The following is an 18,184-nucleotide window of genomic DNA, read 5'->3' on the forward strand; positions in this document are numbered from 1 at the left end:
GCAGGCCCGTCGCAAGCGCTGCCGCCGACGCTGGGCGGCATGCACGAGATGACGCCTCCCTGGCTGCCCGACGGGTGGACCCACCCGGCCCGGGCGCAGCTGCCCACCGGCCACCACCTCCGACCCGTCCGCGCCAGTGACGTGGACCTCGACCTGCCCGCCGTCCTCGGCTCGCGCGAGCGGCTCTGGTCGATCTACGGCGCGGCCTGGGGCTGGCCGCCGGCCGACCTGTCGCACGAGCAGGACCGGACCGACCTGGCCCGGCACGAGGCCGAGACCGAGGCCCACGAGTCCTTCAACTACGCGCTGTTCGACGCCGCGGAGTCCGCCCTGCTCGGCTGCGTGTACGTCGACCCGCCCGAGCGCGTCGGCGCCGACGCCGAGATCTCCTGGTGGGTCGTCGACGCGCTCCTCGGCAGCGACGTCGAGCGCGCGCTCGACGACTTCGTGCCGCTGTGGATCGCCGCGCGCTGGCCGCTGCGGCGACCGCGGTACGTCGGGCGCGACGTCAGCTGGGCCGCGTGGCTCGCCCTGCCGGAGCTGGGCCGGTGAGCGCGCCCGTGCGCCACGTCCTGCGTGCCGTGCTCACCGCCGGGGCCGTCCTGCTCGGGCTGCTGGCGGCACCGCCGGCCGCCCACGCCGGCCAGGTCGGCGTGACCATCGGCGTCCAGGGCGCCGGGGCCGTGCGCATCGTCGAGGGCACCGTCGAGGACGGTGGCGCGACGACGTGCAGCTTCCTCGACAACACCGACCACCGGGTCCTGAACTGGTGCCCGCGGGTGCGCGACTCGGAGGCCTTCGAGGCCTGGGTCTGGCTCGAGGCGGCGCCGGTCGCCCACCCCGTCGGCGAGTGGGTGTTCGACCACTGGGAGGGCTGCGACGAGACCCGCGGCCGCAACGGCAGGATCCAGTGCGGCGTGCACTCCGACGCGTTCAGCAGCAGGGAGACCCGGCCGGTCGCGGTCTTCCGCGACATCCGGCCCCCCACGCTGTCGGCCCCGGCCGTGATCGCGTCCGCGACCACCCCCGGCGCGGTGACGGTGACCTTCGAGGTCGCCGGCGGCAACGCGCGGTGCCGGTTCGACGCCGCGGCGTACACCCCGTGCTCCTCACCGGTCACCGCCCGGCTCGCCGTCGGCGACCACCGGTTCTCGGCGTACGCCGAGGACGCCTCCGGCAACACCACCGACGAGCGCTGGGACGTGTTCAGCGTCGTGGACACCACCATCACCTCGGGTCCGCCGGCGCTGACGAGCAGCCCCGACGCGGAGTTCGGCTTCGCGGCGCTCGCCGGGAGCTCGTTCCTGTGCTCGACCGGCGGTGGCCCGTGGTCGGCGTGCGGCCAGGGCGCCACCGGGACGCACCGGCTCACCGGGCTGGCCGACGGGAGCCACACCTTCTCCGTCCAGGCGACCAAGGGCCGGTGGACCGACCCGCAGCCCGCGTCGTGGTCCTGGGTCGTCGACACCGTCGCCCCCGAGGCGCGCATCGCCTCGGCCGACACCTCGGGCACCGCCGCGCGGTTCGCGCTCGACGTGCCGTCCGACGCGACGCTGGTGGAGTGCCGGCTCACCGGCCCGGGAGGGGTCGCCGACTGGAGCCCGTGCCGCAGCCCGGTCCGCTTCGACGACCTGCCGGCCGGGCGGTACGTGCTCGAGGTGCGCGCGCACGACGCGGCCGGGAACGTGCAGGCCACCCCGGCCCGCCGTGAGTGGACGGTCGCCGGGTCGCCGGGCGGGACGACCGGGGGCACGACGGCGCCCGAGACCACCCTGACCGGCGGCCCCGCGGCCGGCTCGTGGTCCCTCGACCGGGCGCCGGTGTTCACCGTCGGGGCGTCCGGGGGTGCGACGTGCGCCTGCACGCTCGACGGCGTGGCGCGACCGTGCGCCGCCGGCGCCCTGCGCCTGGACGGGCTGACGGCCGGGACCCACGTGCTCGCGGTCGCCGCCACCGACGGCAGCGGTCACCGCGACGCCACCCCGGCGACTCGGACCTGGACCGTGCCCCGGTCGGCGGTCGAGCTGGGCCGGGCCCGGGGCTGGGCGCTGCGCACCTCCGCCTCGGCCTACGCCGGGTCCGTGCTCCAGGCCCGTCGCCGGCACGCCACCCTGACCGTCCCGGTCGTCGGCGCCCGGCGCCTGGCCCTGGTCGCCGCCGGCGGCCGCCGGCACGGCACGGTCAAGGTGTACGCCGGGTCGCGGCTGCTCGCCACGGTGCGTCTCGCGAACCGCCGGTCCACCACCCAGCGGGTCGTCGAGCTCCCGGAACTGGCCGCGGCGTACACCGGCGACGTCCGGGTCGTCGTGGCCACCCGGGGCCGGCTGGTGCGCATCGAGGGCCTGGGCGTGGCCACCTCCTGACGCCGGCGTCGATGAGAACCCGCCGCGCACGCGGTCAGACCGCACGTCCACCGGCGAGAGAGGCTGAGCCACATGAGCGGGACGAGCGGGACCACGGTGCTGGTGTCCGGTGCGAGCATCGCGGGGCCGGCGCTGGCGCACTGGCTGGTGCGGCACGGCGCCGAGGTGACCGTGGTCGAGGCGGCGCCGGGGCTGCGGCCGGGCGGCCAGGCGGTCGACGCCCGCGGGGTGGCCCGGGAGGTGATCGCGCGGATGGGGCTCGACGAGGCGGTCCGGGCGGTGCGCACACGGGCGCTCGGGGCGCTGACCGTGGACGCGGCGGGGGAGGTGGTCGAGACCCAGCGCGTCGAGGACGACGGCGGGGACGGCTACGTCGCGGAGATCGAGGTGCTGCGCGGCGACCTGGCGCAGGTCCTGCACGACGACACGCGCGACTCGGTGGAGTACCTCTTCGGCGACCGGATCGCCTCGCTCAGCCAGGACGCCGACGGGGTGGACGTGGAGTTCGCCAGCGGCACCCGGCGACGGTTCTCCCTCGTCGTCGGCGCCGACGGGCTGCACTCGTCGCTGCGCTCGATGGTCTTCGGGCCGCGCTCGCAGTACGTGCGGCACCTCGGGATGGCGCTGGCCTTCTTCACCGTGCCCAACGACTTCGGGGTGGACGGCTGGCTGGTCGACCACCAGGCCGACGGCCGGTGGGCGGGGCTGCGTCCGGTGCCCGACCCGACGCGCGCCATCGCCATGGTGTCGTTCCCCGCCCCGACGTTCGACGTGGACGTGCGCGACGTGGTGGCCCAGAAGCGGCTGGTGCGTGAGGCGATGGCCGGCTTCGGCTGGGAGACCGCGCGGATCCTCGAGCACGTCGACGCGGCCGAGGACTTCTACCTCGACCAGGTCGCGCAGGTCGTGCTGCCGCGGTGGTCGTCGGGGCGGGTCGGCCTGATCGGCGACGCCGCCTTCTGCGCCTCCCCGATGTCCGGCGGCGGCACCGGCATGGCGCTGGTGGGCGCCTACGTGTTGGCCGGCGAGCTCGCGGCCGCGGGGTGGGACCCGGAGGCCGGCTTCGCGGCGTACCAGGAGCGGATGCAGGACCACGTCGACGCCAACCAGGAGATCGGCCGCGCGCACGTCGACATGCTGCTCGCCCCGGCGCCGGACCCCGACGCCCCGCCGCCGCCCGAGCCGGACCTGGCGGCCTTCGGCGCCCTGATCGAGCGGGCCGTGGGCGGACCGGAGCTGCCCGACTACGCCTGACCCTCGCGCTACTGTGTCAGGCATGGTAGCGGCGGAGGCGACGGCGGGGCGGGCCTCGGACCTGCTGCGAGGGGTGCTCGACCTGTGCGTGCTGGCCCTGCTGCACGAGCGGCCGAGCCACACCTACGGCCTGGTCGAGCGGCTGCGGGAGGGCGGGTTCACCGACGTCGGGTACGGCGCGGTCTACCCGCTCACCACCCGGCTGCGGCGCCGGGGCCTGCTGGTCGAGGCGGAGGAGGCGAGCCCGACCGGACCGCCGCGCAAGGTGCTGTCGCTGACCGCGGCGGGCGAGGAGGCGCTCGCGTCCTGGCGGGCGCAGTGGGACCGGCACGTGGCGGTGACCGACGGCCTGCTGGTCGCGGCGCTGGGCGAGGCGGGCCCCCGTGGCTGACCGGGGCTGGCGGCCGCAGCTCACCGCGTGGGTGGACCGGGTCGACCTCGTCTGGGGCCGGATGGGGGTGCCCGCGGGGGAGCGGGCCGAGCTGCGCGCGCAGCTGGTCCGCGACCTCGCGCAGGCGGTGGCCGAGGGCGCGCCGCTCTCGGAGCTCCTCGACGTCGACCCGGCGCGGCTCGCGCAGGACGTCGTCTCGTCCCTGGGTCTCACCCCGGTCGCGCCGACCGCGCCGGCGCCCGCCCCGCCGGGGCGCGGGGCTGTGGCGCGGGTGGTCGTGGGCGGGCTGGTCGGGGTGGCGGTCGGCGGCCTGGTGAGCGTTCTGCCCGTGCTGGCCGCGATGGGGTGGGCGTTCCACCACGTGCCTCCGGGCAGCGCGCGGGAGTCGGCGGCGATCCTCGCGGCGTACGCCGTCGCGGGGCTCGTCACCGCGCTGGCCGGCGGGATCGGCGTGAGCGTGGCCTGTGACGACGTGCCCGCGCCGGCGCGGCCGCTGCGGCGCGGGACGCTGGGCCTGCTGGCGAGCGGCGCGGTGGCCACGGTGCTGGCGGTCGGGTACGCCGCGACGACCGGCTACAGCACGGCGCCGGGCGTGGTGCTGACCGAGGTCGTGCTCGTGGTGGGGGTGGTCGTGGCCGGGCTGGCCCTGGTCGGGCAGCGCGTGGTGCGAGCCGGGGGTTGACTCCCGTGGCTACGACTGTTAGCTTTTGGCTATGAACATTAGCCATGAGGAGGCAGCGGTGGTCGAGCACCTGGAGGTCGAGGGCGGGACCCTCGCCTACGAGCTGAGCGGGACGGGCCCGCTCGTGGTCCTGGCCCACGGGATGGGCAACGACCGGGCGGCCTACCGCTTCCTGGTCCCGCAGCTGGTGGCGGCGGGCTACCGGGTCGCGAACCTCGACGTGCGCGGCTGCGGGGAGTCGACGGCGACGTTCGCGTCGTACTCGCGGACCGACATCGCCGGCGACCTGGTGGCGCTGGTGCGGCACCTGGGCGGGCCGGCGGTGCTGGTCGGCCACTCGATCTCGGGTGGCGCGGTGACCATCGCGGCAGCCGAGGCCCCGGAGCTGGTGTCGGGCGTGGTCGAGCTGGCGCCGTTCACGCGCAAGCAGTCGTTCCGGCTCGGCGACCTGCGTTCGCGGACCTACCGCCAGGGCATGGGGCGGCTGGTCCGGACCGGGCTCTTCGGCAGCCGCAAGGCCTGGCGCTCCTACCTCGAGCTGGCCTTCCCGGGCCGGCGGCCGGCGGACTGGGACGCCGACCTCGCGCGCCTGGACGAGCAGCTGGGCGCCGGTGGCCGGATGCGGACCCTGCAGGCGATGGGGAGGTCGGCGCCGGCGGACGCGGGCGCGCGGCTGGGCGACGTGCGGTGCCCCGTGCTGGTCGTGGAGGGCTCGCGGGACCCGGACTGGGTCGACGCCCGGGCCGAGGGCGAGGCCGTCGTCGCGGCGCTGCCGGGCGGGCTCGGGCGGCTCGCGGTGGTGGAGGGCGCGGGCCACTACCCCCACACCCAGTTCCCGGACGAGACGGCGGCGCTGGTGGTCTCGTTCCTGCGGGAGCACGCGGGTGCCTAGGGCGGGGCTGGACCCCGACAAGGTCACGGCCGCCGCCGCGGCGCTGGCCGACGAGGTCGGGCTGCCGGGCGTGACCATGGGCGCGCTGGCCGAGCGCCTCTCGGTCAAGGCGCCGTCGCTCTACAAGCACGTGGCCGGCCAGGCCGAGCTCCAGCAGCGGATCGCGGTGCTCGCGGTCGTCGAGCTCGGCGACGAGCTGCGCGACGCGATCCAGGGCCGCTCGGGCCGGGACGCACTGACCGCGGCGGCCTCGGCGGTGCGCCGGTTCGTGGTCGAGCACCCGGGGCGCTACGCCGCGACCATCCGCATCACCGGCGACCCGCACGACGAGCCCCTGGCCGCGGCCGGTGCGCGGGTGCTGGAGTCGCTGGCCGCCGTGCTGGCGGCGTACGACCTGCAGCCGGGGGACACCGTGCACGCGCTGCGGATGCTGCGCTCGGTCTTCACCGGCTTCGCCACGCTGGAGGCCGCGGGCGGCTTCCAGCTGGACACCGACGTCGAGGAGAGCTTCGCCTGGCTGGTCGACTTCTGCGACCGCGGGCTGCGGGCCCGGTCAGGCCAGTGAGGCGCGGACCCGCTCCAGGCCGGTGGCCTGGTCGACGAGCGGGGCGTACCTGAGCTCGGCGACGGCCTTGTCGGTGCGCAGCGTGCAGTCCTGCCCGATGAACCACCGGGCCGGCACCGGCACCACGGCCTCGGCGGTGGCCGCGTCGAGGTCCACGATCTCCTCGGTGACGCCGTGCGCCGCGAACTGGGCCTCGAGGAAGTCGCGGAGCACGACGCGGTGGCGGTCGGTGACGAAGTAGGCCTCGCCGCCGCGGCCCCGGTGCCACCCCAGGACGAGCCCCTCGACGGCGTTGTCGACGTAGGTGACGTCGGTGGTGAACCGGCCGCCCTCGATCCACCCGAAGGCGCCCGCCCGGGCGGCGCCGGCCAGGTTCTCGATGAGCGAGCTCTCCGGCCCCCACACGAAGCGCGGGCGGACCGAGACGGTGCGGAAGCCGAGGGTGTCGGCCTCGAGGACCAGACGCTCGGCGTCGGCCTTGGCGGCGCAGTACGCCGCGGCGGAGTCCGGGCGCAGGGGTGCGGTCTCGTCCACCTCGACGAGCGGCTCGCCGGCGAGCAGCGCCGACTCGCTGCCGCAGTGGACGAAGACGGGCACACCCGCGGCCCGCGCCGCGCGGAGCGCCTGCTCGGTGCCGACGACGGTGACCAGCTGGTGCCGCTCCCGGTCGGCGTCGATGTCGGTCTCCGCGGCGAGGTGGAAGACGACCTCGTGTCCGGCCAGGGCGTCCTGCCAGGTGCCGGCGTCGGTGAGCTCGCCGAGGACCGGTGTCGCCCCGGCCGCGGCCAGCAGCGCGGCCGACTCCTCGCTGCGGACCAGGCCGCTCACCTCGTGGCCCTCGTCGACCAGTCGGCGCACCAGGCGCCGTCCGATGGAGCCCGATCCTCCGGTGACGAACACGCGTGACATCTCCTGCAACCTCCTGAGCCGGCTGGCGCGGCGCTGTGCCGCCCACCTCGGGAGAGCAACGCAGCCGGGACCGGACCTTCCCGTCCCGCCCTGCAGTGATCGGAGGGCAGACCTCGGCCGCGTGGAGGTCAGGCGGCCCTCAGCCCAGCTGCCTCCGCACCGCCCCCGGGACCCGGAGCCCGCGGCGACGCACGTCGGCCACGAACCGCGCCACCAGCGGATCGGGCTCGGCGAGGGTGACGGCGAGCAGGCGGCGCGTCCACCGGGGCTCGAACGGGCGGACCGCACCGGGGAAGCCGTCGGTGACGGCGCTGACCGGCGTCACGGCGACGCCGAGGCCGGCCGCGGCGAGCTGGGGGGCGGCCGCCGTCACCGCGGTGCGCACCACCGGTGTGGCGCGCACTCTGGCCCGGACGAGGTGCTCGTCGAGCCACCCGCGCAGGCTGTTCTCCGGTGCGAAGTGCACCAGGTCGAGGCCCTCGAGCTCCTCGAGCCGGACCGCCGCCCGCGCCGCCAGGGGGTGGTCGGCCGCCGCGGTCAGGACGACCTCCTCCTCGGCCACCTCCACGGCGTGCAGGCTCGCGGGAGCGGGGGCCGGCACCAGTGCGAGGTCGACCTCGCCGGCCTCCAGTGCGGTCACCGCGTCGTCCATGACCACGAGCTCGCGGAGCGCGACGCTCACGTCGGGGCGGCGGCGGTGCCAGTCCCGGATGGTCGGCGCGGCCAGGGCCACGGTCAGGCTCTGGGCCACCGCCAACCGCACCGTGCCGGCGGTGCCTTCGTCGACCGCCCGCGCGGCCCGCACCGACGAGGACGCCGCCTCGACCGCGGTGCGGGCGTGCGCCAGTGCGGCGCGCCCGGCCGGTGTCAGCACCACGCCCCGCGGGACCCGGCGCACCAGCGGGGTGCGCGCCTCACGCTCGAGCGTGGCGAGCTGGTGTGAGACCGCCGGCTGCGAGGAGTGCAGGTGCAGGGCCGCCTGCGTGATCGAGCCGCAGTCCGCCACGGCCACCAGGCACTCCAGGGCGCGCAGCGTCGGCACCGGCTCAACCTAGCGGGGCCACGACCTCGCCGGTCAGGCTGTCGACGAGCTGGGTGCCGGGCGGCGCGGAGCGCAGGGCGCGCACGGCGATCGCGCGCCGGTCGTAGGACGCGGGCTCGGCGTCGGGGTCGCCGGTGGTGAGCAGCCAGCGCCGCGGCGGGCGCGACTCGCGGAGCGCGCGACCGGGCTCGGGCTCCCGGTCGTCCGGCACGACGTACGGCCCGTGCAGCGCCTCGGCCAGGCGCTCGGCCCGCACCCGGCCGATGCCGGGGTGGGTGCGCAGGCCGTCGGGGGCGGCGTGGGCGATCGCCTCGACGCTGCCGTACGCCGCGAGGAGGGTCCGGGCCATCGGCGTGCTGACGCCGGGGACGACGGAGAGCATGGCCTCGGCCTGGGCCGAGGGGTGCCGCGGGCTGCGGCGGGGGCCCTCCGTGCGCAGGGTGGGGGCGGCGCGGCGGGCGCGCTTGGCCAGCCGGAGGATCCAGGCCGCGGTGTCCTCGGCGTCCAGGCTGTGCAGGACGGTGAAGCCGTCCTCCACGAGGCGGCACACGGCGCCCCGCCAGGCGTCCTCGGCGATGCCCCGGGGCTCGCCCTCGACGACGAGCACGGCCTGGACGAAGGCCGACTGCAGGCGCACGGCCTGCTCGAAGATGCGGCCGTCGCGGATGGACGCGCCCAGGTCGGTGGGTCCCTTGCGCTCCACCGCGAGGCCGGGGCCGAGGACGTAGTCGCCGACGGGCAGGTCGGTCAGCTCGACGTCGAGGCCGGCCGCGACCAGCGCCTCGGGGATGCCGCTGCCGCGCTCGCGGTGGTCCACGAGCACCGCACCCGCCTCGACCACGCGGGAGCGGTACCCAGGTGGGTCAGGGGCGCGGCGGCCGCTGCGACGAGAGGCCGCCGGTGGCCATGGCCCGGTAGAGCCGCATCTCGTCGCGGTAGCGGTAGGGCAGCGGCACCCCGGAGCCGGCCGCGGCGTCGGCGTACGCCTCCATCGCGTCGGCCAGGGCGGCGCAGCGGGAGGCCTGCTCCTGGTGGGGCACGGAGAGGGTGTTGGGGTCCCGGCCCGAGCGGACCTTCTCCCGGCAGCGCCGGACCTCCGTGAACAGGTGCGCCAGGAGGGCGTCGTCGCGTCCGGATCGTCGTGGTGTCGGCACTGCGCTCCTCCCGCCGTCGGTCCAGCGTCGGATCAGCGCTGGAGGAACGTGGCGAACCGGCGCGCGGCGGCGGGTGCGCTCCGCGGGGGAGCCCACCCGTCCGGCAGCGACAGTCGGAGCACGCGGTGCCAGGCGGATCCGAGCTGCTGCAGGAACGGCGCGGAGTGGTAGTCCAGCCCGTGGCGCCGCAGGATCGGCTCGACCTCGGCCGCGACCTCGGCGTAGCGGTTGCTGGGCAGGTCGGGGAACAGGTGGTGCTCGACCTGGTGCGACAGGTTCCCGGTCAGCAGGTGCAGCAACGGGCCGCCGCTGATGTTGGCCGAGCCGCGCGCCTGGCGCTCGTACCACTCACCGCGTGTCTCGTCGGGGTCCAGGCTCTCGGTCTCGAAGGTCTCGACGCCCTCGGGGAAGTGGCCGCACATGATGACCGAGTGCGACCACAGGTTGCGCACCAGGTTGGCCACCGCGGCGGCGGCCAGGGTCCGACGGACGTTGCGCCGCCCGGACAGCCCGGCCAGTGCGGGGAGCACGACGTAGTCCTTGGTCACCTGACGGCCGATCTTGCGCAGCGTCGCCCGCAGCCGGTCGCGCTGGCTGTCGTCGAGCTGGGCCTTGCCGGCCACGGCGCTGCCGAGGTCGGCGTCGTACATCGCGATGCCCCACTCGAAGACGCACGCGGTGAGGAAGTTGAGGGCGGGCTGGGCCAGGTGCCAGCGCTGCCACGGCTGGTCCTCGCAGACCCGCATGATCCCGTAGCCGAGGTCGTTGTCGTGGCCCACGATGTTGGTGAACTTGTGGTGGGTCTCGTTGTGCGCCCGCTTCCACTGCGCCGCGGGGGAGGCGTGGTCCCACTCCCAGGTCGTGGAGTGGATCTCCGGGTCACGCATCCAGTCCCACTGCCCGTGGAGGATGTTGTGCCCGATCTCCATGTTGTCCAGGACCTTGGCCAGGGCCAGGCCGCTCGTCCCGGCCAGCCAGCCGAGCCGTGAGCGCGAGCCGACGACCAGCACCGCCCGGCTGCCGAGCTCCAGGCACCGCTGCACCAGGATCAGCCGGCGGATGTACGCCGCATCGTCGGCACCCAGGCTGGCGACGACCCGGGCGCGCACCGCGTCCAGCTCGCGCTCGAGCGTGCGGGTGTCCAGCGCGGCGTCGACCTCGACGCCCGAGGCGGGGAGTGGGGTCAGGGTGTCCTGCGCCATGCGCACCTCCGGTCCGTCGGCTTCGGGAAGATCCCGGTGCCGGTTGCCGAAGACTTCCTGATGCCCTTCAACGTTGTCGAAACTAGCACGGCTGTCGAGGGCGGCCGCCGATCCCTTTTCTCGAGATCGGCGGCCTGCGCCGACGGCCGGGTAGCGCTCCCCAGGTTGGCGCTGGACCCAGGTATCCGTTCGCACCGCGCCCACACCCGAGGGGGGTCAGTGCTGGGGGAGCACCCGTGTGCGCACGAGCTCATCGGCCAGGTCGCGCACCTTGCGCTCGGTCTGCTGGGAGAGCCGGGCCAGGACGCCGAAGGCCAGGTCGGGGGCCAGGTCGTAGCGCTCCATGATGATGCCGGTGGCCTGGCCGATCACCGTGCGCGAGGCGATCGCGACCTCGAGCTGCTCGGCGTTGCGAGCCGCGGCGAGGGCCACGCTCACGTGCGCCGCCAGCGTCGACCCGTCCTCGAAGACGTGCTCCGGCGCGAACGCGGCGCCGCTCACCGAGTAGAGGTTCAGCACGCCGAGGTTCCCGCCGGTGGTGAACAGAGGCTGGCTCATCACGCTGCGCAACCCCAGCCCGCCGTGCGCGCGGTCCCCCCAGGCGGGCCAGCGGGGGTCGGTGGCCACCTCGTCGCTGACCACGGCGTCCCGGGTCTCGGCAGCCGTCAGGCACGGTCCCTCCTCGAGCTCGTGCTGGAGGGCGACCAGGGCCTCCAGTCGCTCGTCGCTGGCCGCCAGGACGCCGACACCACGAGCGCGCACCTCGGTCACGGCCGCGAAGTCGCACCCGGGGACCAGGTCGACGGCCAGGCCCACCGCGCGGACCATGGTGTCCTGCTGACCGTGCTGAGCCTGCAGCTCGCGCACGGCCGAGGCCACGCGCTGGGAGAAGCCGTCGACGCTCACCTGCGAAGCCTCACCCCCCGGGGCTCCCGGGACAAGGGTTCCACCCCGTCGGGTGGGCTGATCGGCCTCCTGCACGGGACGGGAACGGTTCGGTGAATGTCCTGCGGACCGCGGTCGGCGTCGACACACTGACCGCGTGGACGGGGATTCCGGCGACACGGGACGGGCGACGCCGTCCCCGTGGAGCCACCCCGTGCTGCGCGCCGCGGCCTGGGGGCTGGCGTTCTGCCTCGCCGGGGAGCTCGGCGTGCGCCTGTCCCTCCCCGACCGTCCGCTGTCCCTGGTGGCGCCGAGCGCCGGCGTGGCGGTGCTGTGGTTCTCGCTCAGCACCCGGCGGACCGTGCCCTACGACGTCGCGGTGCTCGCGGTCGTCGGGCCGGTGCTCTCCGCGCGGCTGGGGCTCCCCGACGCCCTCGTCGTCTTCGGCGTGCTCATCTCGCTGGCGCAGGTGGGGACCTTCGTGCTCCTCATGCGGCGCTGGCGTCGCGACCTGGTGCCGTTCGGCGGCACCCGGCGCGAGTGGGGCCTGGCCGACCTCGGTGCCTTCCTCGCGGCCGCCGTCCTGTCCGCCCTCGTCGTCGCGGCCCTGAGCACCGGGTCCCAGGCCCTGGCCGGCCTGCCGAGCGGCGACCTGGCGGCCTTCCTGGTCCGCTGGGGGCGGATCTCCTCGACCATCGTGGCCGTCGCCTCGCTCGGGCTGCTGGTGGCCGCGCGCGGGTGGGGACCGGGCGGGCGGTCGTGGGCGCGCCTCGAGCCCGCACGGACCGCGGAGGCGGTCGCGCTCGTGGCCACGACGGCGGCGCTCTACGCGGTGTGCTTCGGGTGGCGTGAGGACCTGCCGCTGAGCTTCGTCCTGCTCATCGGCACGGTGTGGGCCGGCATCCGGTTCTCGCCGGTGGCGGCCGCGGCCCACGGCCTGCTGACCGGCGCACTGGCCGTCGGCTTCACCCTCACCGGCCACGGCGTCTTCGCGAGCGCCATCGCTGACCCCGCTCAGCGCGCGGTGGTGGCCCAGCTCTTCGTGCTCATCACCTCCATGACCGGCCTGTCGCTGAGCATCGCGCGGGCTCAGCTCGCCCGCGCCGAGCGGCTGGCCGCGTCCCGGCTCCAGCTCATCGACCAGGTGCTGCGCGAGGTCGACGACGGCATCGTCGTGGTCCGCGCGGACGGCGAGGTGCTGGTCATGAATCCCGCGGGGCGCCGGCTGATGGGGCTGGCCGAGGACCTCGAGCACGTGGTGCCCGCGGAGACCTTCCTGCTCTACGAGGCCGACGGCTCACGGGTGACCACGGAGCGCGCGCCGTACCTCCGGGCGCTGCGCGGCGAGCGGGTGGCGGGCGAGGAGCTGGAGCTGCGCCGCGAGGACGGCAGCGTGCTGCGCTACCTGCGCACCGACGCCGAGCTGCTGCCGGCCCTGGACCCCGAGGCCGCGCCCCGGGTCCTGGTCACCTACCACGACGTGACCGCCGACCGCCTGCGTCAGGACGCGCTGGCCACCTTCGCCGGGCACGTCGCCCACGACCTGCGCAACCCGCTCGCGGTCGTCGAGGCGTGGAACGAGATCCTCGAGGAGTCCTTCCAGGCCGGTGAGGCGGTGAGCGCCGACGAGGGCGCGGCCATCACCCGGCGGATCGGCGGCGCGGCGGTGCGGATGCGCGACTTCATCCAGGCGCTGCTCGACTACACCATCGCCCGGGACCGCGAGCTCAAGCGCGAGCCGGTCGACCTGGTCGCCGTGGCCAGCGACGTGGCCGAGGCGCGCTCGCAGCCCGTCGCCGGCGCACCGGTCCCGGCCATCCGCATCGTCGGCGCCGGCTGTGCGCTGGCCGACGCCCAGCTGCTGCGCATGGTGCTGGACAACCTGGTGGCCAACGCCGTCAAGTACGTCGCGCCCGGCGTGCGGCCGGACGTGCTCGTCCTGGTGGAGCAGTCGCACGGGCAGGTCGAGATCCGGGTCACCGACAACGGCATCGGCATCCCGCCGGAGCACCGCGACCGGGTCTTCAGCGCCTTCCACCGGGTGGCCGTGCACGCGGCCGAGGGCTCCGGGCTGGGGCTCGGGATCTCGCAGCGCATCGTCGAGCGCCACGGCGGCTCGATCGCGGTCGAGGACAGCCGGGTCGGCACCGTCGTGCGGGTCACGCTGCCGCACGCCCTGCCCCGGCGCGCGCTGCCCGTGCACGTCTCCTACCCGACCGGCGCGGCGCCTCAGCCGGCCTGACCCCGCCCCGCCGCTGGCCTGCGCGGGTGGTGCGACGCGACGAGCCGGCGCTGGTGTCGGGCACACGGGGCGGCAACGTCGCGCTCGACCTGTTCGTCGTCGGCCAGCACCTCGGCGCGCTGCTCGAGGAGGCGCTCGCCGAAAGCGGGCTCTCGCCGGCGCAGTACGCCGTGTACAGCCAGGTCGCGGACGGCTCGACCTCGCCCAAGGCCCTGATCGAGGCGCTGGGCCTGCGCCCCGCGACCCTGAGCGGCTACCTCAACGCCATGGAGGCGCGCGGCGACCTCGAGCGCACCCGCGACCCCGCGGACCGGCGCGCGCACCGCCTGGCGCTGACCGAGCAGGGCGCCGCGCGCCACGCGGTCGCGCGGACCGCGTTCCGCCGCGCGCTGCGCGCTGTCGACCGGCGGCTGGCGCGCGACGGCTCGGTGGCGCAGGCCCGGGCCGAGCTGGCCCGCATCGACCGAGCGCTCCACCACGACTGAGGCAGATACTTCGAGTTCGTACTGATGTGCCGGCATGCGGAGCCAGGTGCGGGCAGCGGTCGTGGTCCTCGTCGCGGTGGCGGCGACGGGGTGCGGGTCGGGCTCCTCGAGCCGTCCGGCGGAGCCGGCACCGGCGCCCGGTGCCGCCACCGCGACCACGACCGGCGCCGCCTCGCCGTCCGCTGCCGCCTGGGCCACGCTGCCCGGCGCGCTCGGCCGGTGCGGCCCGCAGCCGCCGAGGGTCCAGGGCGCGTCGTACGAGCCGCTCACGCTCACCGACCCGGCGGTGGGCCGGATCCCGGCCGTCCGGCTCGGCACCGGGTCGACCGCGCTCGTCCTGCTCCACCAGACCGACGGCAACGGCCTCTGCGGGTGGCTGCCGTTCCTGCCGATCGCCGCCGCGGCCGGCTACACGACGCTGGCGGTCGACCTGTGCCGCTACGGCGAGGCGCGGTGCCGCAAGGTCGACGACGGCACGTTCACCGACGCCGACCAGGTGGACCCGGCCCGGCTGGCGGTGCGCTACGCACGCGAGCAGCTGGGCGCTCGCCGGGTCGTGGTCGTGGGCGCGTCGATGGGAGGCGCGGTCGCGCTCATGACCGGCGTCGCGGTCCCGGGCCTCGCCGGCGTCGTCGACCTCTCCGGTCCGGCGGACTGGCCGGGCCTGGGGACGGCCCGCGGCGGCCGGGCGCTGCCGGTGCCGGTCCTGGTCGCCATGGCCGACACCGAGGGCGCGGAGGCCGTGGCCGCGGCGCGCGCGGTGGCCGCGCACGCGCCGGCGGGCAGCGCGTTCCTCGCGGCGCCCACCAGCCACGGCTGGGACCTGGTCACCGGTCCGGAGGGCGAGGCCACGCCGCTGACCGGACCACTGCTGGCCTGGTTGGCCGAGCGCACCTCGGCGCGGTCGACGGGCTGACAAGATGGCGCCGTGACCCAGCCGCCCGAGCAGCAGCCCGAGCCGTCGCAGCAGCCCCCGCAGCCGCCGTACGGGACCCCGCAGCCGCCGCCCTACGGCGCGCCGCCGCCCTACGGCTACGCGATGCAGGCGGACCACCCCCAGGCCACGACCGTGCTGATCCTGGGGATCGTGAGCATCGTGGTGTGCGGCCTGGTCGGGCCGTTCGCCTGGGTGATGGGCAACCGGGTGGTCGGCGAGATCGACGCGAGCGGCGGTCAGTACGGCGGTCGCTCCAGCGCCAACGCCGGCCGCATCATCGGGATGATCGTGACGATCCTGCTGGGGCTCTCACTGCTGTTCGTGGTGGCGGTCGTCATCATCGCGGTGATCGGCGTCTCCACCAGCTCGCCCTGAGTCCCGCGGGCCGGCGGCTCAGCACGGCGTCCAGCTCGTCGCGGACCTCGCCCAGCGCGGGTCGGCTCGCGGGGTCGGCGGCCGCGCACGCCTCGAGCAGCGGCCCGAGCGGCCCGGGCCGGCCACGGGTGCACTCGCTCAGGGTTGCCCCGAGCCCCCAGACGTCCGTCGCGGCCGACACCACCAGGCCGGCGTGCTGCTCCGGTGCGGCGTACCCCTCGGTGCCGACGCCGCGCTCGAGCCGGCCCGGCCGGGTGGCCACGCCGAGGTCGATGAGGACGGCCCGGCCCTCCTGCACGACCACGTTGTCGGGCTTGAGGTCCAGGTGCAGCCAGCCGTGGGCGTGCAGGTAGGACAGCGCCGAGACCAGCTGGCGGCCGAGCACGGCGGTGTCGACGGGGCGGAGCGGCCGGTCGTCGAGGAGGGCGGCCAGGGTCGCGCCGGGCAGCGTCTCGGTGACGACCGCGACCCGGGGTGAGCGCACGACCTCGTAGCCGCGGACCAGGTGGGGGTGGCTCAGCGCGGTGAGCAGCGCACCCTCGGTGAGCACCGCCTCGCGCACGTGGGCGTCGTGCTCCCGGTCCTCGCGCAGCACCTTGACCACGGCCCGGCAGTCGCGCCCGGTCGAGGTCACGTCGTAGGTGTCCACCCGCCCGCCGCGCGCGAGCAGCGCCTCGACGACGTAGCCGGGGAGCAGCTCCTCGCCGGGAGGCACGACGCGCGGTTCGGCGCCGACCTGCGTCACCGGCCCGACCCCGCGGCCAGCGGCTGGGTGTCGAGCCCGGCGTCCTCGAGGTGGATCACCCGGTCGACGTGCTCCAGGGCGACCGGGTCGTGGGTGGCGACGATGACGGTCCGGCCGGCGCGGTGCCGCGCGATCGCGGTCATGAGCCGGCGCGAGGTGTCGGCGTCGAGGCCGGTGGTCGGCTCGTCCAGGAAGAGCACCGGGGCGTCGCGCAGCAGGGCCCGGGCCACGGCGACGCGCTGGCGCTGGCCGCCGGACAGCGAGCGGCCGCGCTGCCCGACGCGGGTGTCGTAGCCCTGGGGGAGGGCCCGGACGAAGCCGTCGGCGTCGGCGCGGCGGGCCGCCTCGAGGACCTCGAGGCGACCGGCGCCGGGGCGGCCGAAGGCGATGTTGGCGGCGATGGTGTCGTCAAGCAGCGCGGTCTCCTGCGGCACCAGCGTGACGGCGTCGCGGACCGAGCGCGCGGTGAGGTCGCGCAGGTCCTGGCCGTCGAGGCGCACCACGCCGGCCGTGGGCTCGACGTGCTTGGTCAGCAGCCGGGCGACCGTGGACTTGCCGGCCCCGCTGGGGCCGACGAGGGCGACCAGCTCGCCGGGCTCGACCCGGAGCGTGGCGCCGTGCAGGGCGTCGCGGGCGGCCCCGGTGTAGCGCACCCGTACGCCCTCGAGGGTGACCGCGCCGCGCACGCCGGTGAGGTCGCGGGCGCCGGGCGCGTCCTGGGGGAGCGGCTCGTCGAGCAGCTCGACCATCCGCTCCACGCCGGCGGTCGCGGAGTGCAGGGCCGGCAGCAGGTTGCCCAGGGTGCGCAGCGGCGCGTAGCACTGCACGAGCAGGGCCAGGAAGGCCATCAGCCCGCCGAGGGTGAGCCGGTCGGTGGCCAGCGCCCAGGTGCCCAGCGCGATGACGGCGAGCGTGCCGAGCAGCTCGGCCAGGTCGGCCAGGGGCAGGAAGACCGCGCGGATCCGGGCGCCCACGAGCTCGGCGCGGGCGATCGCGACGTTCTGCCGGTGGTAGTCGGCGATCGCGTCGGCCTCGCGGTTGCAGGTCTGGACGAGGGTGGCGTTGGCCAGCCGCTCCTCGGTGATCGCGCTCAGCGAGCCGGCGCGGCGGCGACGCTCGCGGGAGACGTCCTTGACCAGCCGCGAGAAGTACGTGGCCACCCACCACAGCAGCGGCGCCGCGATCAGGCTGGCCAGGGCCAGCTGCCACTGCAGCCAGAACAGCGCGCCGGCGTACACCGCCAGCCGCAGCACCGCACCGGTCCCGGTGGCCAGGTTGCCGATCATGAACGACTCGACCGCGGCGGTGTCCGAGGTGAGCCGCGACATGGTGTCGCCGAGCCGGCTGCGGTCCTGGACGTGGCTCGGGTGGCCGAGCACGTGGCCGAACACCTGGGTCCGCAGCCCCACGAGGAAGCGCTGCGAGACCCAGGTGGAGAGGTAGTCGTCGAGCCCGGAGCTGACCGCGCTGAGCAGGCTCAGGCCGACGTAGAGCCCGGCGATCCAGGGCAGCGGGCCGAGCGTGGCCGGCACCAGGACGTCGTCGACCAGCCGCTGGAAGAGCAGCACCTCGAGGACCGCGATCACCGGCGCCGCGGCCAGCAGGACCACGAGCAGCAGCAGCCAGCCCCGCAGCGGCCGGACGTCGGGCCAGAAGCGGCGGGCGACCTCCCGCACCGTCATCGGGGGCGCCTCGCCGACGATCGGCGCGGTGTCCCGCTCGGGGCGCAGCAGCGCCAGGACGCGACGGGGGCGGGCCTGCAGGCCCGCCCCCTCGGTGGTGACCACGATCGACAGGGCCTCTGCGGATCCGGTCAGCCGTGGGTGCGCGTGCGGGTGCGCGTGCCGGTCCCGGTGTGGGTGCCGGTGCTGGTGTGGCCGCGACCCCGACCGCGACCGCGGCCGCGACGGCCGGTGACGCGAGCGGGCTGGAGGGCCTTGAGCAGGTGCGAGCGGGCCATGGTGTGTCTCCTTGTCCGGTGGTGTTCTCTGACGCCCCGAACGCTGCCCGGCCACCGTGAGCCGACCGTGAGGTGCGCGTGAGAGCGTCCTCACCCGCGTC

At 76.0% G+C, this 18,184-nt stretch carries 20 protein-coding genes; 11 read left to right on the top strand and 9 right to left on the bottom strand.

The annotated features are described in order from the left end of the window. Positions 1 to 39: 39 nt before the first annotated feature. The 7 genes from G5V58_RS01855 to G5V58_RS01885 all read left to right on the top strand — a co-directional run bounded on the left by G5V58_RS01855 (position 40) and on the right by G5V58_RS01885 (position 6,147). A complete protein-coding gene (locus tag G5V58_RS01855) occupies positions 40 to 552 on the top strand; it encodes a GNAT family N-acetyltransferase (RefSeq protein WP_230487006.1) in 513 nt (170 codons plus the stop codon). Continuing rightward, the gene (locus G5V58_RS01860; RefSeq protein WP_165228249.1) at positions 549 to 2,363 is read left to right on the top strand and encodes a hypothetical protein; all 1,815 of its coding nucleotides are present in this window, start codon (positions 549 to 551) and stop codon (positions 2,361 to 2,363) included. The genes G5V58_RS01855 and G5V58_RS01860 overlap by 4 nt, the downstream gene beginning before the upstream one ends. Positions 2,364 to 2,435: 72 nt before the next feature. Continuing rightward, positions 2,436 to 3,617 carry an FAD-dependent monooxygenase gene (locus G5V58_RS01865; protein WP_165228251.1) on the top strand — a complete coding sequence of 394 codons (1,182 nt, stop codon included), beginning with the start codon at positions 2,436 to 2,438 and terminating at the stop codon, positions 3,615 to 3,617. 22 nt (positions 3,618 to 3,639) lie between these two features. After that, a complete protein-coding gene (locus tag G5V58_RS01870; RefSeq protein WP_165228253.1) occupies positions 3,640 to 4,008 on the top strand; it encodes a PadR family transcriptional regulator in 369 nt (122 codons plus the stop codon). Continuing rightward, entirely contained in the window at positions 4,001 to 4,690 is a 690-nt protein-coding gene (locus tag G5V58_RS01875) for a hypothetical protein (RefSeq protein WP_165228255.1), read from the top strand. Before G5V58_RS01870 ends, G5V58_RS01875 begins: the two co-directional genes overlap by 8 nt. A 58-nt stretch (positions 4,691 to 4,748) precedes the next feature. Further along, positions 4,749 to 5,582: an alpha/beta fold hydrolase gene (locus G5V58_RS01880; protein ID WP_165228257.1), complete on the top strand. Its 834-nt coding sequence runs from the start codon at positions 4,749 to 4,751 to the stop codon at positions 5,580 to 5,582. Beyond that, entirely contained in the window at positions 5,575 to 6,147 is a 573-nt protein-coding gene (locus G5V58_RS01885; protein ID WP_165228259.1) for a TetR/AcrR family transcriptional regulator, read from the top strand. Before G5V58_RS01880 ends, G5V58_RS01885 begins: the two co-directional genes overlap by 8 nt. Here G5V58_RS01885 and G5V58_RS01890 read toward each other — a convergent pair. From G5V58_RS01890 to G5V58_RS01915, 6 genes are all read right to left on the bottom strand, one after another. Beyond that, a complete protein-coding gene (locus G5V58_RS01890) occupies positions 6,136 to 7,056 on the bottom strand; it encodes an NAD-dependent epimerase/dehydratase family protein (RefSeq protein WP_165228261.1) in 921 nt (306 codons plus the stop codon). The two genes, G5V58_RS01885 and G5V58_RS01890, sit on opposite strands and share 12 nt — an antisense overlap. A gap of 139 nt (positions 7,057 to 7,195) precedes the next feature. Then, a complete protein-coding gene (locus G5V58_RS01895) occupies positions 7,196 to 8,098 on the bottom strand; it encodes a LysR family transcriptional regulator (RefSeq protein WP_165228263.1) in 903 nt (300 codons plus the stop codon). A gap of 4 nt (positions 8,099 to 8,102) precedes the next feature. After that, entirely contained in the window at positions 8,103 to 8,939 is an 837-nt protein-coding gene (locus G5V58_RS01900; RefSeq protein WP_165228265.1) for an ERCC4 domain-containing protein, read from the bottom strand. A gap of 22 nt (positions 8,940 to 8,961) precedes the next feature. Then, positions 8,962 to 9,252, bottom strand: coding sequence for a hypothetical protein (locus tag G5V58_RS01905; RefSeq protein WP_165228267.1), 291 nt, complete (start codon positions 9,250 to 9,252; stop codon positions 8,962 to 8,964). 32 nt (positions 9,253 to 9,284) lie between these two features. Continuing rightward, positions 9,285 to 10,454: a fatty acid desaturase family protein gene (locus G5V58_RS01910; RefSeq protein WP_165228269.1), complete on the bottom strand. Its 1,170-nt coding sequence runs from the start codon at positions 10,452 to 10,454 to the stop codon at positions 9,285 to 9,287. Between the two features lie 216 nt (positions 10,455 to 10,670). Next, positions 10,671 to 11,360, bottom strand: a complete 690-nt coding sequence (locus tag G5V58_RS01915; RefSeq protein WP_165228271.1) for a GAF and ANTAR domain-containing protein — start codon at positions 11,358 to 11,360, stop codon at positions 10,671 to 10,673. 136 nt (positions 11,361 to 11,496) lie between these two features. On the opposite strand from G5V58_RS01915, the gene G5V58_RS01920 reads away from it, so the two are divergent. Genes G5V58_RS01920 through G5V58_RS01935 form a run of 4 tightly spaced genes read left to right on the top strand, consistent with a single transcriptional unit; the run spans position 11,497 to position 15,378 of the window. After that, positions 11,497 to 13,581, top strand: a complete 2,085-nt coding sequence (locus tag G5V58_RS01920; RefSeq protein WP_165228273.1) for an ATP-binding protein — start codon at positions 11,497 to 11,499, stop codon at positions 13,579 to 13,581. Positions 13,582 to 13,634: 53 nt separating this feature from the next. Further along, the gene (locus G5V58_RS01925) at positions 13,635 to 14,066 is read left to right on the top strand and encodes a MarR family winged helix-turn-helix transcriptional regulator (protein WP_165228275.1); all 432 of its coding nucleotides are present in this window, start codon (positions 13,635 to 13,637) and stop codon (positions 14,064 to 14,066) included. A gap of 34 nt (positions 14,067 to 14,100) precedes the next feature. After that, positions 14,101 to 14,982, top strand: a complete 882-nt coding sequence (locus tag G5V58_RS01930; protein WP_165228277.1) for an alpha/beta hydrolase family protein — start codon at positions 14,101 to 14,103, stop codon at positions 14,980 to 14,982. Positions 14,983 to 14,994: 12 nt separating this feature from the next. Continuing rightward, a complete protein-coding gene (locus G5V58_RS01935; RefSeq protein WP_230487007.1) occupies positions 14,995 to 15,378 on the top strand; it encodes a DUF4190 domain-containing protein in 384 nt (127 codons plus the stop codon). Here the strand turns inward: G5V58_RS01935 and G5V58_RS01940 are convergent. The 3 genes from G5V58_RS01940 to G5V58_RS01950 are packed head-to-tail and all read right to left on the bottom strand — an operon-like array spanning position 15,341 to position 18,083. After that, positions 15,341 to 16,123: a serine/threonine-protein kinase gene (locus tag G5V58_RS01940; protein WP_165228279.1), complete on the bottom strand. Its 783-nt coding sequence runs from the start codon at positions 16,121 to 16,123 to the stop codon at positions 15,341 to 15,343. The two genes, G5V58_RS01935 and G5V58_RS01940, sit on opposite strands and share 38 nt — an antisense overlap. Continuing rightward, positions 16,120 to 17,910 (bottom strand): ABC transporter ATP-binding protein, encoded by a 1,791-nt coding sequence (locus tag G5V58_RS01945; protein WP_165228281.1) that lies wholly within the window; start codon positions 17,908 to 17,910, stop codon positions 16,120 to 16,122. The genes G5V58_RS01940 and G5V58_RS01945 overlap by 4 nt, the downstream gene beginning before the upstream one ends. Before the next feature lie 26 nt (positions 17,911 to 17,936). After that, positions 17,937 to 18,083, bottom strand: coding sequence for a hypothetical protein (locus G5V58_RS01950; RefSeq protein ID WP_165228283.1), 147 nt, complete (start codon positions 18,081 to 18,083; stop codon positions 17,937 to 17,939). Between the last annotated feature and the right edge of the window lie 101 nt (positions 18,084 to 18,184).

The organism is Nocardioides anomalus (assembly GCF_011046535.1).
GTDB lineage: Bacteria > Actinomycetota > Actinomycetes > Propionibacteriales > Nocardioidaceae > Nocardioides > Nocardioides anomalus.